The organism is Bradyrhizobium sp. JR3.5 (assembly GCF_054057015.1).
This window is the reverse complement of record NZ_JBSRYV010000001.1, coordinates 2985672-3001221: the sequence shown is the minus strand read 5'-3', so window position 1 is coordinate 3001221 and position 15550 is coordinate 2985672. Positions and strand designations below refer to the sequence as shown.

Genomic DNA, 15550 nt, shown 5'->3' with positions numbered 1-15550 from the left:
CCTTACTGCTTCTTCGGGATGAAGGTCGGGCCGACCGTGCGGATCTGGCCGTCGCTCGCGGGTGCGGCAGGCGCAGTGGCGTCAGCGGCGGCGGGCTGCTGCGGTTGAGCCGCCGCTGCGGGCGCGCCCTTCTTGCCGGCGGCAGTCTTGGTCTGCGCGCGCTGCTGCATCTTCCGCGCGCTCTCCTCGGTGACGATGATGTCGCCCTGCTGCGCGGCGGACGCCTGGTCGTCGACCGCCTTCAGCGCCTCCGCCCAGCTCTGGCCGGCCGCCTTGCAGGAGCAGGACGGATTGAACTCGGTGCGGTACTTGAAGGCGTTCGGCAGCGACGAGTAGGACTGGCCGCTGATCGAGACCGCCTGGTTGATGTCTTCGCCGGGATTGCGGTAGGCGAACAGGCTGGCCTCCGCGGCCGGGCACTGCGCCTTGCAGATTTGCTCGTCGGCGGCAAAGCGCGCCTGCGAGGTCGCGAACGAGATCGGGAAGTAGGCGCCGTCGCAGGTGCGGACGCAGACGGTGCGGAAGGTGCCGGACTGTCCGCTATATTGTGCGTCGGGCGGGGGCAGCGGATTGTTGGGATTGCCACCGCCGCCGCCGCCGCCGAACAGGTTCTCGATGAAATTGCCGGGGCCGCGCGCGGCCGCCGCGTATTGCGGGCCGCAATTGTTCTGCGCCAGCGCGGTCAACACCGAGCGGCGCTGGTTCTCGCGGTCGGCGCCGCCGAGCCCGCCGGTGCGCAGCCGCTCGAGATTTGCGGTCATCTGGTCGAGATTGGCGCGCATCTGCTGGATCTGGTTGTTGACCGGCCCGCACTGCGCCGAGTTGTTGTTGAAGAGCGAAAGGAATCCGGAGCTGTCGCAGCCCATGCGCCGGGCCTGCGCGGTCACGCGATCGAGTTCGCCCTGCTGCCGGGTTGCAGCGTCCTGATAGCGGCGGATCTGCTCGTCCTTGGCCGGATCGCCGCCGCCGCGATCGATCGCGGCCAGCTGGCCCTCCAGCCGCGCGCACATCGGATTGGCCTGCGCGCCTTGGGGAGCCGGGCCGGGTGGGCCCGGAGGCACCTGCGCCAAGGCATGCGTGGCGGGCAGGGCTATGCCGGCCAGCACGGCGCAAGCCAAGAACCAACGGGAGAAGCGAGAACGGGAGCTATGGGGCATATCCGGCCATTAAAACGACGCCGCGCGGCGATCAACGCCAAAGCGCGCAGGCAAGGCCGCTGCAATAGCCGTTTCTCGGGGCAGCGTCACGTCGTTTCCGGGGCGCCGGTGTGGCAATAACCCCGTTCGTCCAGCGGCTTGGCTCAGCGCTGGCAGGTGATGGCGACGTATTCGCCGCAGCTATTGCCGGTGCAGGTCTCGCCCGCGGCGTGCGGAACCGCGCCGGTGATCTCGTCGGGATCGACGCGGCGGTAACTGGTGGCCTGCGCAAAATCGCGTGACCGGCAGTAGGCGCGGGCGGCGGAGGCACCGCAGCGGTCGCCGTGGGCGAGGCACTGGTCGATGCCGTATCCGTCGGCCTGGTTGGCGACGATGAAAACGCGGCTGTCGGCCAGCGCGGCCGAGGGGGCAAGGAAGCAAGGGGTAACGAAGAGCGTGCAGGCAATCAATGCTGAAACGGGCCGCATGGTGCACCAGTGAAAATGGCGGGGAATCCGCAGGCCCTCCCGTACGCCCAATTCCTTAATAATGATTAACCATGAGGGCGTTGGCGTGATTTCGGCGCGGGGCGAGGTACAAAGCGCCTGAAAGCAAGCCCCTTGACGCGATAAAGGGGCCGTGAGACATGGTGGAACCATGAACGGCCACCTCGCCATCTGCAGCATTTGCCGCGAGATTATGAGCTAGCGATTCGCTGGCTGAGGCCGTCTTTTCTCAATCCCCTGAGAATCACTGGACGCCCGGCCGCAAGGGATGGTGATCCATGGAATTGCGCCTTTACGATACGTTGACCCGGGAGAAGCGGCCCTTCGTGCCGCTCGATGCCGATAATGTCCGCATGTATGCCTGCGGACCGACGGTCTACGACTTCGCCCATATCGGCAACGGCCGGGCCGCTGTTGTCTTCGACGTGCTGTTCCGCGCGCTGCGCCATCGCTATGGCACCGATCACGTCACCTATGTCCGCAACATCACCGACGTCGACGACAAGATCAACGTTCGCGCCGCGCGGGATTATCCCGGCGTGCCGCTGAACGAGGCGATCCGCAAGGTCACCGAGCAGACCTATCAGCAGTACCAGGACGACGTCACCGCGCTGGGCTGCTTGCCGCCGACCGTGCAGCCGCGCGCGACCGAGCATATCCCGGAGATGCGCGCGATCATCGAGAAGCTTGTCGCCGGCGGCTTTGCCTATGTCGCCGAGGATCACGTGCTGTTCTCGCCGCAGGCGATGAACGCGGCCAATTCAACGCTGCCGCGCTACGGCGCGCTGTCGAAGCGCTCGCTCGACGAGATGATCGCGGGCGCCCGCGTCGATGTTGCGCCCTACAAGCGCGACAACACCGACTTCGTGCTGTGGAAGCCGTCGAAGCCCGGCGAGCCGTCCTGGCCGTCACCGGCAGGCATTGCGGTCGAGGGCCGGCCCGGCTGGCACATCGAGTGCTCGGCGATGGCCTGGAAGCATCTCGGCGAAAAGTTCGACATCCATGGCGGCGGCATCGACCTGGTGTTTCCGCACCATGAGAACGAGCTCGCGCAGACTTGCTGCGCGTTCCACACCGACCGCATGGCCAATGTCTGGATGCACAACGGCTTCCTGCAGATCGAAAGCGAGAAGATGTCGAAGTCGCTCGGCAACTTCTTCACGATCCGCGATCTGCTGGCCGATTGGCCGGGCGAGGTGCTGCGTCTCAGCATGCTGAGAACGCACTACCGGTCGCCGCTCGACTGGACGCTGAAGAGCGCGGAGGAAGCCGCAAGGACGCTCGACGACTGGTATGCGGTCGCGGCCGACGCCGAGCCCGGCGCGCCGTCGCCGGCGCTGGTCGAGGCGCTCTACGACGATCTCAACACGGCGCAGGCCATGGCCGTGTTGCACAGCCTGCGGAATGCCGCCGCGAGCAATGAAGCGAGCCGCAAGGAATTTGCAGGTTCGCTGCGGCTGCTCGGCTTCCTCGCCGAGAGCGCGGCGTCGTGGAAGGGCCGCAAGGAGCAGGCCAGCGGCGTCGATGCTGCCGCGGTCGAGGCACTGATCGCCGAGCGCACCGCGGCGCGTGCGAGGAAGGACTTCAAGGAGTCCGACCGGATCCGCGATCAGCTCGCCGCGATGGGCGTCGCGATCAAGGACGGCAAGGATGCCGAAGGAAAGCCGATCACGACCTGGGAGGTTGCGCGATGAGCCGATCCGCACCCGCATTGCGTCCCTATCTGCCCGACGATGCGCCGCTGCTGGCGGCGATCTTCGCGGCGTCGATCATGGATCTGACCGGCGACGATTACAGCGAGGCGCAGCAGGAAGCCTGGGCGATGGCCGTCGACGATGAGGAAGCCTTCGGCAAGAAGCTCGCCGGGCAGCTAACCCTGATCGCGACACTGCAGGGCGCGCCGGTTGGATTCGCCTCGCTGAAGGGGGCCGATCACATCGACATGCTCTATGTGCATCCGAGTGCGGTCGGGCAGGGTGCAGGCAGCGCGCTGTGCGATGCGCTGGAGAAGATCGCGAGCGCCCGCGGCACCAAGGCCCTGAAGGTCGATGCCAGCGACACCGCGCTCGAATTCTTCCGCAAGCGTGGCTACGTCGCGCAGCAGCGCAATACGGTCACCATCAACGACGAATGGCTCGCCAACACCACGATGCAGAAGACGCTCGACGGCGTTGCCGTGCCCGGAGGCCACGCATGAGCCGCGAGCGCCTCTATCTGTTCGACACCACGCTGCGCGACGGTGCGCAGACCAACGGCGTTGACTTCACGCTGCAGGACAAGCAGGTGATCGCCGGCATGCTCGACGCGCTCGGCATCGACTATGTCGAGGGCGGCTATCCCGGCGCCAATCCGACCGACACCGAGTTCTTCAGCAAGAAGCCTGCGTTCGACCACGCGCGCTTCACCGCGTTCGGCATGACGCGGCGGCCGGGCCGTTCGGCGTCGAACGATCCCGGGCTCGCCGGTATCCTCGAGGCCAAGGCGGACGCGATCTGCTTCGTGGCAAAATCCTCGGCCTACCAGGTCCGGGTCGCGCTCGAGACCACCAATGAGGAGAACCTCGCCTCGATCCGCGACAGCGTCGCGGCCGCCAAGGCGCTCGGCCGCGAGGTGATGGTCGACTGCGAGCACTTCTTCGACGGCTACAAGGAGGACCGCGACTACGCGCTCGCCTGCGCCATTGCGGCCTATGAGGCCGGTGCGCGCTGGGTGGTGTTGTGCGACACCAATGGCGGCACCATGCCGCACGAGATCGAGACCATCGTCGCCGATGTCGTTAGGCAGGTGCCCGGCGCCCATCTCGGCATCCATGCGCATAACGACACCGAGCAGGCGGTGGCCAATTCACTCGCCGCGGTGCGCGCCGGCGCACGGCAGATCCAGGGCACGCTCAACGGCCTCGGCGAGCGCTGCGGCAACGCCAATCTCTGCTCGCTGATCCCGACCTTGAAGCTGAAGCAGGAGTTTGCCGACAAATTCGACACCGGCGTCACCACCGAGAAGATGGCGACGCTGATGAAGGTGTCGCGCACGCTCGACGACATGCTGAACCGCGCGCCGAACCGCCATGCCGCCTACGTCGGCGAGAGCGCCTTCGTCACCAAGACCGGCATCCATGCCTCCGCTGTCATGAAGGATCCGCAGACCTATGAGCACGTGCTGCCGGAATCCGTCGGCAACCACCGCAAGGTGCTGGTCTCGGATCAGGCCGGCCGCTCCAATGTGATGGCCGAGCTCGACCGCGCCGGCATCGTCTATGACAAGGGCGATCCGCGGCTGACGCGCCTGGTCGAGGAGCTGAAGGAGCGCGAGGCCGCGGGATTTGCCTATGAATCGGCGAACGCCTCGTTCGACCTGTTGGCGCGCCGCACGCTCGGCAAGGTGCCGGAATATTTCAAGGTCGAGCAGTTCGACGTCAATGTCGAGCAGCGCTATAACGCCAACGGCCAGCGCGTCACGGTGGCGCTCGCGGTGGTGAAGGTCGACGTCGACGGCGAGCGGTTGATCTCGGCCGCCGAGGGCAACGGTCCGGTCAACGCGCTCGACGTGGCGCTGCGCAAGGATCTCGGCAAGTACCAGAAATACATCGATGGCCTGAAGCTGATCGACTACCGCGTGCGTATCCTCAATGGCGGCACCGAGGCGGTCACGCGCGTGCTGATCGAAAGCGAGGACGAGACCGGCGAGAGCTGGACCACGGTCGGCGTCTCGCCCAACATCATCGACGCCTCGTTCCAGGCGTTGATGGATTCGGTGTTCTACAAGCTGGTGAAGTCGGGCGCGCAGGCGTGAAGAAGAGGTAGCCCGGATGGGCGAAGCGATATCCGGGGCCATGTCGATTTTCCCCGGATGTCGCTTCGCCCATCCGGGCTACAGATTTCAGAGGAGGGCGTTTTCATGATCGACCACGTCTCCGTCGGCGTCCGCGATCTCGAGCGCGCCGCGCGGTTCTATGAACCGACGCTGGCCGCGCTCGGCCTGAGCCGCCTCGTCACGCGGCCGGCGACGATCGGCTTCGGCAAGGCCTATCCCGAATTCTGGATCAATCTGCGCGCCGCGATGGCGCAGGTCGCGCGCGAGAGCGGCACGCATATCTGTTTGCGGGCGAAAACCACCGCCGAGGTCGACGCCTTCCACGCTGCCGCGCTGGCCTCGGGCGGCGAATCCGATGGTGCCCCGGGCCTGCGCCCGCACGACCGCGTGCGCTACTACGCCGCCTTCATCCTCGACCCCGACGGCAACCGCATCGAGGCGGTGACGTTTCCGAGCGAGTAGGGCCTCGATACGCGGTGAAGCTGTTGAACCCGTCATCCTGAGGTGCGAGCGAAGCGAGCCTCGAAGGATGGACGGCACCAGCCGGGCCGTGCATGCTTCGAGACGCGCGTTCCGCGCTCCTCAGCATGACGGTGATGGAGCTGAAGGCGTGGTGAACGCTTACAGCCGCCGCGCCACTTCGGGCGCGAGCTCCTTCGCGGCCGCCGGTTTGCCGGCCACGGCCGAACGCAGCCGCGGCAAAATCTCGTCGACGCGGTCGGCCATCAGCACGTTGATCGGAAGCGTCGCGCGGATGAACTCGGTCGTGCGCATGTGGCTCAGCAGCGAGAGCAGGGGTTCCCAGAAACCATCAATATTGGCGAGCAGGATCGGCTTGGAGTGACGGCCGAGCTGCTGCCAGGTCAATTGCTCGACCAGCTCCTCCAGCGTGCCGATGCCGCCGGGCAGCGCGACGAACGCGTCCGAACGCTCGAACATCAGCCGCTTGCGTTCATGCATGTCGGGGGTGACGATCATCTCCTGAACCGAAGTCAGCGCGTTCTCGCGCGCCCGCAGGAATTCCGGAATGATGCCGGTGACGGAGCCGCCATGATCGAGGGTGGATTTCGCGACCGCGCCCATCAGGCCGATCGAGCCGCCGCCGTAGACCAGGCGCACGTTGTTTTCGGCAAAGGCCTTGCCGAGCGCGACGGCAGCTTCAACGAAACGGGGATTGTTACCGGGGCCGGAGCCGCAATAAACACAGACAGTCTTGATTTGGTTCATACGATCCTTGTGGCACTGCAGCGTAAACAGGGTCAAGACTCGCATATGGGCATTGAGGGCCAAAATATCCCGTAAATTCCCGCGAATCGCGAACAATTTTCGTCATAAGCCTGTACGCCACGTTGAAACGATCTATATGACGGGCACAATGGCAAATCGTGGAAAAGATGTGGCCGCGGGCCGCCGCGCCATGACGGCAAGAGCGGGCTCCTGATGGTGCCGCCGCAACAGACTGTGACCGCGGCCGATCAGCCCACGGCCACCACCCCGGCCGCCGAGAAGGGGACGCTGCTCGGCACCCTCGTTCATCTCTGGCCCTACATCTGGCCCGGCGATCGCGCCGATTTGAAGATGCGCGTGATCTGGTCGGTGGTGCTGCTGCTGTTCGCCAAGCTCGCGACGCTGTCGGTTCCGTTCACCTTCAAATGGGCGATCGATGCGCTGAACGGCACGGGTTCGGCGCCGGTCGCGACCTCGAACTGGATGGTCTGGCTGATCGCCTCGCCGGTGCTGATGACGATCAGCTACGGCGCGGTGCGCATCATCATGGCGGTGCTGACGCAGTGGCGCGACGGCATCTTCGCCCGCGTCGCGATGCACGCGGTGCGGAGGCTCGCCTACATCACCTTCGTGCACATGCACGAGCTGTCGCTGCGCTTCCATCTCGAGCGCAAGACCGGCGGCCTGACCCGCGTGCTGGAGCGCGGCCGCTCCGGCATCGAGACCATCGTGCGGATGGTGATCCTGCAGCTGATCCCGACCATCGTCGAGGTCACGCTGCTGGCGGGAGTGCTGCTCTGGCAGTTCGACTGGCGCTATGTGCTCGCGGTGCTGATCACGGTCGTCGTGTTCATGTACTACACCTACATTGCGACCGAGTGGCGGATCGGGATCCGCCGCAAGATGAACGATTCCGATACCGAGGCGAACACCAAGGCGATCGACTCGCTGCTCAACTACGAGACGGTGAAGTATTTCGGCGCCGAGGAGCGCGAGGCCAGGCGCTACGACCGCTCGATGGAGCGCTACGAGCAGGCGAGCGTGAAGACCTACACCTCGCTCGCCGTGCTCAACACCGGGCAGGCGATCATCTTCACCGCGGGGCTGACCGCGACCATGCTGATGTGCGCGTTCGGCGTCCGCAACGGCACCCACACCGTCGGCGATTTCGTGCTGATCAACTCGATGATGATCCAGCTGTACCAGCCGCTGAACTTCATGGGCATGGTGTATCGCGAGATCAAGCAGGCGATCATCGACATCGAGAAGATGTTCGACGTGCTGGCACGCGATCCCGAAGTGAAGGACGTGCCGGGCGCCAAGCCGCTCGTGGTGTCCACAGGCAGCGTGCGCTTCGAGGATGTCCGCTTCGCCTATGAGCCCGACCGCCAGATCCTGAAAGGCCTGAGCTTCGAGGTGCCGGCCGGCAAGACGGTCGCGATCGTCGGTCCCTCCGGCGCCGGCAAGTCGACGATCTCGCGGCTCTTGTTCCGGCTCTACGATGTCTCGAGCGGCCGCATCCTGATCGACGGCCAGGACATCAAGAATGTGACGCAGACCTCGCTGCGGTCAGCGATCGGCATGGTGCCGCAGGACACCGTGCTGTTCAACGACACCATCCGCTACAACATCCGGTATGGCCGCTGGGATGCCGGCGATGACGAGGTGGAGGAGGCGGCGCGGCTGGCGCAGATCGACGGCTTCATCCGGATGTCGCCGCAGGGTTACGAGACGCAGGTCGGCGAGCGCGGCTTGAAGCTCTCCGGCGGCGAGAAGCAGCGCGTCGCGATCGCGCGCACCGTCTTGAAGGCGCCGCCGATCCTGGTGCTCGACGAGGCGACCTCGGCGCTCGACAGCCACACCGAGCACGAGATCCAGGGCGCGCTGGAGCGCGTCTCGCGCAACCGCACCTCGCTGGTGATCGCGCACCGGCTGTCGACCATCGTCGGCGCCGACGAGATCATCGTGCTGGACCAGGGCCGGATCGCCGAGCGCGGCACCCACGCGCGGCTTTTGGCCTCGGACGGCCTCTATGCCAGCATGTGGAACCGGCAGCGCGAGGCCGAGGAGGCCCGCGAACGGCTCGCCCAGGTCGATGACGACGGCAGCGCGCCGAATCGCCTGCCGCCCGTGGTCGCCGATTCGCCGGAGGATTCCACCCCCGTTGTGGGTGAGAAACCCTTGCCGACCGCCGCGGAATAGTCGATTTAGGGCCTCTCCCGCCAAACGGGGCGGGGAAACGCAAGCGAGCTCTGATGTCGATCGCCAATTCCATCCGCGCGCAGATCCCGCCGATCCACCCCGAGGGCTATCCCTTCATCGGCGGCTTCGCTCTGGCGAGCCTGATCCTGTTCTGGATCTGGACCCCGCTGGGCTGGATCGGGACGCTGCTCACGGTCTGGTGCGCGCTGTTCTTCCGCGATCCCGTGCGCGTGACGCCGCTGCGCGACGGCATCGTGGTGTCGCCGGCCGATGGCCGCGTCTCCATGGTGGTGCAGGCGCTGCCGCCGGCCGAGCTCGGCCTCGGCGACAAGCCGCTGCCGCGGGTCTCGGTGTTCATGAGCGTGTTCAACTGCCATGTGAACCGCAGCCCGGTGGCCGGCCGCATCGACCGCATCGCCTACAGGCCCGGCGCCTTCATCAATGCCGAGCTCGACAAGGCGAGTGAGGACAATGAGCGCAACTCGCTGGTGATCTCGGGCGCCAATGGCCGCATCGGCGTGGTCCAGATCGCCGGTCTCGTGGCGCGCCGCATCGTCTGCTTCGTCAAGGAAGGCCAGTCGATCGGCGCCGGCGAGCGTTTTGGCCTGATCCGCTTCGGCTCGCGGCTCGATGTCTACCTGCCCGAGGGCACCAAGGCGCTGGTCTCCGAGGGGCAGACCGCGGTGGCCGGCGAGACGGTTCTGGCGGATTTCCGCAACGCCGACCCGGGCCGCACCTACCGCGCCGATTAATTCTGTTTCGCCAGCCTGGAGCTCCCCTTCCGCTCGGAATCGGAACGGGAGCTCTGGTTTTCTATCTTGACGCGTTTTCTTAACGCGAACCGCTATCCACTTCGCTGGACACGCTTTAACCAGCAGGTTCGCGCCGTGATGGCGGAGCCGGGCCATGCTTGCTATATTGCAAGGCCATGATGCCCTTTGATCCCAACTCCACCGAGTCTCGCCGCCGCCGGTTCCGCCCGATCCCGGTGCGGATGCTCGTGCCCAACATGATCACGCTGCTGGCGATCTGCGCCGGCCTGACCGCGATCCGGCTGTCGACGGAAGGGCGGATGGAGCTTGCGGTCGCCGCCATCGTGTTCGCCGCGATCCTCGACGGCATCGACGGCCGCGTCGCCCGCATGATCAAGGGCCAGTCGAAATTCGGCGCCGAGCTCGACAGCCTCGCCGACTTCGTCAATTTCGGCGTCGCGCCAGGTCTGATCCTGTATTTCTGGCAGCTGCACGAATTGAACAATGGCGGCTGGATCGCCGCGATGGTGTTTGCGATCTCCGGCGGCCTGCGGCTTGCGCGCTTCAATGCCTCGACCGACGACCCGAACAAGCCGGCCTTCGCCGCCAATTACTTCACGGGTGTGCCGGCGCCGGCCGGTGCGATCACGGTGCTGCTGCCGATCTATCTCGCCTTCCTCGGCGTGCCGATGCCGCCGGCGACGTTGACGGCGTTCTACACGCTCTTGATCGCCTTCCTGATGGTGTCGCGGCTGCCGGTGTTCTCCGGCAAGACCGTGAAGATGCGCGTGCCGCCGGAGATGGTGCTGCCGGTGTTCGTGTCGGTGGTGTTCTTCGTCGCGCTGTTGATCGGCTATCCCTGGCACATCCTGTCGGCGGGCTCGGTCGCCTATTTGATCAGCCTGCCCTGGGGCTGGAAATCCTACCGCGACCAGGAGCGCCAGCTTGCGGCTCAGACGCAAGGCGCAAGCGCGCCGGTGCCGGCATCGACTGCGGCTCCCTATGCGGCGCCGGTCGCGGACGCTGACAACGACGATCGTCCGACGCATCTGCACTGACACATCTGCCCGACCCGTCATCCTGAGGAGCGCGTAGCGCGTCTCGAGAGATGCACGGCCACAGTCGGGCCGTCGACCCTTCGAGACGGCCGCTGCGCGGCCTCCTCAGGGTGACGGTGATGGAGCAGGTTGCGTCTTCCCAAATATCAGCCATGAGCGTGGCTCGGTTGGGTTCGCCTGCGATCTCGGCTATAGGCTGAGACGGCCCAGCGAACGCCAAAAATCAGGAGAGAAACGCCGTGACGACATCCGCTTCCGCCCCGCTGCCTGCTTCCGTCCTCGAGGCGTTGGCGCGCTATGACACGCCGACGATCTGCAACGCGATGGAGATCGTCGCGCCGGAGCGTCGTCTGATCGGCTACACCGTGAAGCCGCTGGTCTGCCCGTTCCCGACCTTGCCGCCGATCGTCGGCTACGCGCGCACGGTCGCGATCCGCTCGGTGCTGAAGTCCGGCCTCTCGGCCGAGGAGCAGTCGAAGCGCCGCATCGAATACTATGAATATGTCGGCACCGGCTTCGGTCCGCGCATCTCTGTGATCCAGGACATCGACGGTCCCGACGTCGGCTATGGTGCGTTCTGGGGCGAGGTGCAGAGCGCCGTGCACAAGGCGCTCGGCTGCCTCGGCGTCATCACCGACGGCTCGATCCGCGACATTCCGCAATGGGCGCCGGGCTTCCAGGCGCTGGCCGGCTCGATCGGCCCGTCGCACGCCTGGGTGCATGCCGAAAGCTTTGGCGGCGAGGTCCGCGTCGCCGGCATGACGGTGCGCTCTGACGATCTGATCCACGCCGACAGCCACGGCGCGATCGTGATCCCCCATGACATCGCGGCGAAGCTGCCCGAGGCCGCCGAACTCTGCGGCCGTCGCGAGACCCCGATCCTCGACATCGCGCGCAGTAAGGATTTCACGCTCGAGAAGTTGAAGGAAGCGCTGAAGCGTTCGGCGGAAATCCACTGACGCTGGATGAGATCGATCGGCCGCCGCGACAGAACTGCGCTCCCTCTCCCGCTTGCGGGGGAGGGCTCTCTCCACGAGTCATATCGTGGAGAGAGCCCCCACCCGGAACGCATCTGACGATGCGTTCCGACCTCCCCCGCAAGCGGGAGAGGTGCAACGAGCCCGCCGTCAAGCCGGCGCGACCTTCGCGATCTCGGATGCGCCGCGGATGATCATGTCGACGGCGACGTAGAGGATCACGGCGAGGCCGACATAGGCGATCCAGCGGTGGTTCTGCAGCAGTTTTGCGATGAAGGTGGCGGCCGCGCCCATCATCGCGATCGAGAGCGCGAGGCCGAACACCAGCACGATCGGCTGCTCGCGCGCCGCGCCCGCAACCGCCAGCACGTTGTCGAGCGACATCGAGACGTCGGCGACGATGATCTGCGTCGTGGCCTGCCACAGCGTCTTGCGCTGGCCCTCCGCGCCATCGGCGGCATGCTCGACCGTCGTCTCCTGTGCGGTGGCGCGCAGCTCGCGCCACATCTTCCAGCACACCCATAGCAGCAGGATGCCGCCGGCGAGCAGCAGGCCGACGATCTGCATCAGTTGCGTGGTGAGAAGGGCGAACAGGATGCGCAGCAATGTCGCAGCAGCGATGCCGATCAGGATCGCCTTGCCGCGTTGCTTCGCCGGCAGGCCGGCCGCGGCAAGGCCGATCACGACGGCGTTGTCGCCGGCCAGCACGAGGTCGATGGCGACGACTTGCAGCAACGCGCTGAGGGCGTCGAGTGAAAACAGTTCGGACATGAGCAATGCTCCCCTTGAGGTCGGGGAGTGGGACCGTTCGACGACGCAGGATGTCGCCGTCATGTAGACGGCAATTCCGCCGCGGCGCGCGTCGAAGCAGGCCCACTCCAACTGAGTTCCAGTCCGACATCGCAGCTTGTGGCTGCCAGAGGGGCCCGGCCTGGGATCTACGGTCGTAACACCGGACGCAGCGCGGTCTGTTCCTCGAAGAACAGCGCCGCCTGATCCGGCTCGCCGAGGATCGCCGCCGCGCACCCCATGAAGGTGAATGCTCCGGCAAAATCCCACAGCGTGAGGTTCGCCACGTTTGCACGCATGTGGATCACGCGCGCCGCAAACGCGGCAATGGCTGCCTCCGCGAACAACACCAGGCTGAGCGCGGGCAGCACGAGTGCGGGCTCAACCAGACGAACGGTCAGGATGATCGGCAGCGCGGTCAGCACCGCGAACAGCAGGAGCATGCCGAACGGCTCCAGCGAGGGAGCCTTCCGCGAGAACCTGTCTGGAATGGTCGAGGACATTCCGGTTCTTGCCGACTCTTGCCGATCCTGGCCTTGTTGTTCATCCCGACGATATCAGAACGTATCCACGTTGAGGCGCGGCGCGGCGCCGCGCGACCGCAGGCCGCGCGACAGACTGTACACTTGGGACCACGGACGAGGGCCGTGGGCGGGCGATTTCGGCGCCGTTTTTGGGTGATCGCGCCGCGGCCTGCCATGGCAAAGTTCAAGTGGCGCATTTATCTTTGCTGACAGCGCTGGGAGAACGACCGAAGGGCCATTTCCATGAATATGTCAGGCAAGACGGTGCTAATCACCGGTTCCACCGATGGCGTCGGCCGCTACGTTGCGATGAAGCTGGCATCTGCCGGGGCCCGGGTCCTGATCCATGGCCGCGATACCAAGCGGGCGCAGACCCTGGCCGACGAGATCAAGCGGGTCTCCGGCCGCGAGCCGATGTTCTATCAGGCCGATCTGTCCTCGCTTGCCGAGGTCCGCGAGTTCGCCCAGCTGGTGCTCGACGACCAGGAGCGCCTCGATGTTCTGGTCAGCAATGCCGGCATCGGGTCGCAGAACGACGGGCCGGCGCGGCAGACCAGCAAGGACGGCCACGAGCTGCGCTTTGCGGTGAACTATCTCGCCGGCTTCCTGCTCGCACATCTGCTGCTGCCGCGGCTCAAGGCGAGCACGCCGGCGCGCATCGTCAATGTCGCGTCGCTCGGCCAGCACCCGATCGATTTCGCAGACGTGATGATCACGAAGAATTACAGCGGCGCGCGCGCCTATGCGCAGAGCAAGCTGTCGCAGATCATGTTCACCATCGATCTCGCCGCCGAGCTCGAAGGCACCGGCGTGACCGTTAATTCGCTGCACCCGGCGACCTACATGAACACCACGATGGTGCGCGCCAGCGGCGCGACGCCGATCTCGACCGTCGAGCAAGGCGGCGACGCCATCCTGCGTCTGGTCCAGGACGACGACGTCGCCGGCCAGAGCGGGCTGTTCTTCGACGGCAAGCGCGAGGCGCGTGCCCATGCGCAGGCCTACGACGCCGAGGCGCGCAAGCGGCTAAAGGCGTTGAGCCTTGCGCTCACCGGGCTGCGGATTTCCTGACGCGGCGCGCGGCCGGCGTGCCTTGAGTGCGACCTTGGGCACGGATCGCCTCGAACAGACGCTTGCAGGCGGCCTGAACGCCGCGATCGGGCACGGTTGCGATGCCGAGCAGCAAGCCGGGCTGCGCCCGCTTCGGTGAGAGATACCAGGGCGAGAGCGGGGCGGGTGCCAGCCCACGCGCCAGCACCTGCCGCGCGATCGCGACATCGTCGGCCGTGTCGGGCAGCGTCAGCATGACCGCGAGGCCGGCAACCCGCGTGTCGTTGCTCCACGGCCGCAGCGCGGCCGTCAACGCGTCGCGGCGCTCGCTATAGGCCCGCTTGGTCCGCCGGAGATGGCGGATGTAGTGGCCGTCGCGGATGAACTCCGCGGTGGAAAGCTGCACGGCCGGTCCGGGAGCAGGGGCAAGGCATGTCGCGACATCGGCGAACTGCGTTGCCAATTGCTCGGGCGCAACCAGGAAGCCGAGCCGAAGCGTCGGCGAGATCGTCTTGCTGAAGGAGCCGAGGTGGATCACGCGGCCGGCGCGGTCGAGCGAGGCCAGCGCGGGCGCGGCGCGGCCATCGAGCTGCAACTCGCCGAGATAGTCGTCCTCGATGATCCAGGCGCCGGTTTGCGCGGCCCAATCGAGCAGTTGCGCGCGACGCTGGGCTGACAGCGGCGGCCCAAGCGGCGCCTGCTGTCCCGGCGTCACGACCGCGAGCGCCGCGTCGGGGGCGTGCTTGAGGCCGTACTCGACATCGATACCGTCGCCGCCGACAGGGATCGGGACCAGCTCCAGCCGGGCGAGCTCGAGCCCCTTTCGGGTCAATGGAAATCCCGGATCTTCCATCCATGCGCGGCGGCCTTCGAGGCCGAGCACGCGCAGCGCGAGGCCGAGGCCGCCGGTGAAGCCTGAGGTGATGACGATCTGCGCAGGCGAGCATTCAAGCCCGCGCGCGATCGCGAGGTGCGCCGCGATCTCCCGCCGCAGTTCGAGCTCGCCGCGCGGATCGATGGTGCGGGTCACCGCGCTCAATTCCGCCCGAACGGCGCGGGCGCGGATTCGGGCCAGCAGCTTTGCGGGGAGAGCGTCCTGCGCAGGGACGCCCATCCGGAAGTGTCCCTGGCCGCTGAGGTCATGAAACATCTCCACGACCGAGCCGGGAGCGATCGGCGCATCGGGTCTTGCAGTCTTCCCCGGCCGCCTTGCGACGGTGGTGCCGTTCGCCTTCGACGACACGATGTGCTGGGCATCAGCCAGTTTGTCGTAGGCTGCCCGCACGGTGCCGCGCGCGACGCCGAGCTGCGCGGCGAGGTCGAGCCATGACGGCAACCGGGCGCCCGGCACCAGCACGCCATTGTCGATCGCCGCCGCAATCGCCTTGCGGATCTGCTCGGAGAGCGGCGTCCTGGCCGAGCGGTCGAGCGCGATGGGAAGCGGGGTGGGCATGGCCCGTGGTACACCAATTCAATTCATTCTTGGTGCTTCTTTTCAGGCTCGCGCGCCCGCATT

At 66.3% G+C, this 15550-nt stretch carries 15 protein-coding genes; 9 read left to right on the top strand and 6 right to left on the bottom strand.

Annotated elements, in window-relative coordinates; translation table 11 throughout:
- Positions 1-2 precede the first annotated feature (2 nt).
- On the bottom strand, positions 3-1157 hold the full coding sequence (locus ACVWW1_RS15130; protein ID WP_456656361.1) for a DUF2865 domain-containing protein: 1155 nt from the start codon (positions 1155-1157) through the stop codon (positions 3-5).
- A gap of 143 nt (positions 1158-1300) precedes the next feature.
- Entirely contained in the window at positions 1301-1624 is a 324-nt protein-coding gene (locus tag ACVWW1_RS15125) for a hypothetical protein (RefSeq protein ID WP_456656360.1), read from the bottom strand.
- 296 nt (positions 1625-1920) lie between these two features.
- Here ACVWW1_RS15125 and cysS point away from each other — a divergent pair, with 296 nt between their 5' ends.
- The 4 genes from cysS (at position 1921) to ACVWW1_RS15105 (ending at position 5917) form a co-directional block, all read left to right on the top strand.
- The gene (gene cysS, locus ACVWW1_RS15120) at positions 1921-3336 is read left to right on the top strand and encodes a cysteine--tRNA ligase (RefSeq protein ID WP_456656359.1); all 1416 of its coding nucleotides are present in this window, start codon (positions 1921-1923) and stop codon (positions 3334-3336) included.
- Positions 3333-3839 (top strand): GNAT family N-acetyltransferase, encoded by a 507-nt coding sequence (locus ACVWW1_RS15115; RefSeq protein ID WP_456656358.1) that lies wholly within the window; start codon positions 3333-3335, stop codon positions 3837-3839. Before cysS ends, ACVWW1_RS15115 begins: the two co-directional genes overlap by 4 nt.
- Positions 3836-5434, top strand: coding sequence for a citramalate synthase (gene cimA, locus ACVWW1_RS15110; protein ID WP_456656357.1), 1599 nt, complete (start codon positions 3836-3838; stop codon positions 5432-5434). The genes ACVWW1_RS15115 and cimA overlap by 4 nt, the downstream gene beginning before the upstream one ends.
- Positions 5435-5539: 105 nt before the next feature.
- Entirely contained in the window at positions 5540-5917 is a 378-nt protein-coding gene (locus tag ACVWW1_RS15105) for a VOC family protein (protein ID WP_456656356.1), read from the top strand.
- A 159-nt stretch (positions 5918-6076) separates the two neighbouring features.
- Here ACVWW1_RS15105 and ACVWW1_RS15100 read toward each other — a convergent pair whose 3' ends face one another.
- Entirely contained in the window at positions 6077-6682 is a 606-nt protein-coding gene (locus ACVWW1_RS15100) for an LOG family protein (protein WP_176532011.1), read from the bottom strand.
- 213 nt (positions 6683-6895) lie between these two features.
- On the opposite strand from ACVWW1_RS15100, the gene ACVWW1_RS15095 reads away from it, so the two are divergent.
- From ACVWW1_RS15095 to ACVWW1_RS15080, 4 genes are all read left to right on the top strand, one after another.
- Entirely contained in the window at positions 6896-8884 is a 1989-nt protein-coding gene (locus tag ACVWW1_RS15095) for an ABCB family ABC transporter ATP-binding protein/permease (protein WP_456656355.1), read from the top strand.
- A 53-nt stretch (positions 8885-8937) separates the two neighbouring features.
- Entirely contained in the window at positions 8938-9636 is a 699-nt protein-coding gene (locus ACVWW1_RS15090) for a phosphatidylserine decarboxylase (protein WP_456656354.1), read from the top strand.
- Between the two features lie 179 nt (positions 9637-9815).
- Positions 9816-10694, top strand: a complete 879-nt coding sequence (gene pssA / locus ACVWW1_RS15085; protein WP_456656680.1) for a CDP-diacylglycerol--serine O-phosphatidyltransferase — start codon at positions 9816-9818, stop codon at positions 10692-10694.
- A gap of 239 nt (positions 10695-10933) precedes the next feature.
- Positions 10934-11653, top strand: coding sequence for an RraA family protein (locus ACVWW1_RS15080; RefSeq protein ID WP_176532009.1), 720 nt, complete (start codon positions 10934-10936; stop codon positions 11651-11653).
- A gap of 168 nt (positions 11654-11821) precedes the next feature.
- Here the strand turns inward: ACVWW1_RS15080 and ACVWW1_RS15075 are convergent, their stop codons facing one another.
- Together ACVWW1_RS15075 and ACVWW1_RS15070 are read right to left on the bottom strand one after the other, a co-directional pair.
- Entirely contained in the window at positions 11822-12442 is a 621-nt protein-coding gene (locus tag ACVWW1_RS15075) for a TerC family protein (protein ID WP_456656353.1), read from the bottom strand.
- Positions 12443-12609: 167 nt separating this feature from the next.
- On the bottom strand, positions 12610-12903 hold the full coding sequence (locus ACVWW1_RS15070) for a hypothetical protein (protein WP_456656352.1): 294 nt from the start codon (positions 12901-12903) through the stop codon (positions 12610-12612).
- 324 nt (positions 12904-13227) lie between these two features.
- Between ACVWW1_RS15070 and ACVWW1_RS15065 the strand changes: the two genes are divergently transcribed.
- Entirely contained in the window at positions 13228-14055 is an 828-nt protein-coding gene (locus ACVWW1_RS15065; RefSeq protein ID WP_456656351.1) for an SDR family NAD(P)-dependent oxidoreductase, read from the top strand.
- Here the strand turns inward: ACVWW1_RS15065 and pdxR are convergent.
- Positions 14033-15487 carry a MocR-like pyridoxine biosynthesis transcription factor PdxR gene (gene pdxR / locus ACVWW1_RS15060; RefSeq protein WP_456656350.1) on the bottom strand — a complete coding sequence of 485 codons (1455 nt, stop codon included), beginning with the start codon at positions 15485-15487 and terminating at the stop codon, positions 14033-14035. The genes ACVWW1_RS15065 and pdxR overlap by 23 nt on opposite strands.
- Positions 15488-15550 lie beyond the last annotated feature (63 nt).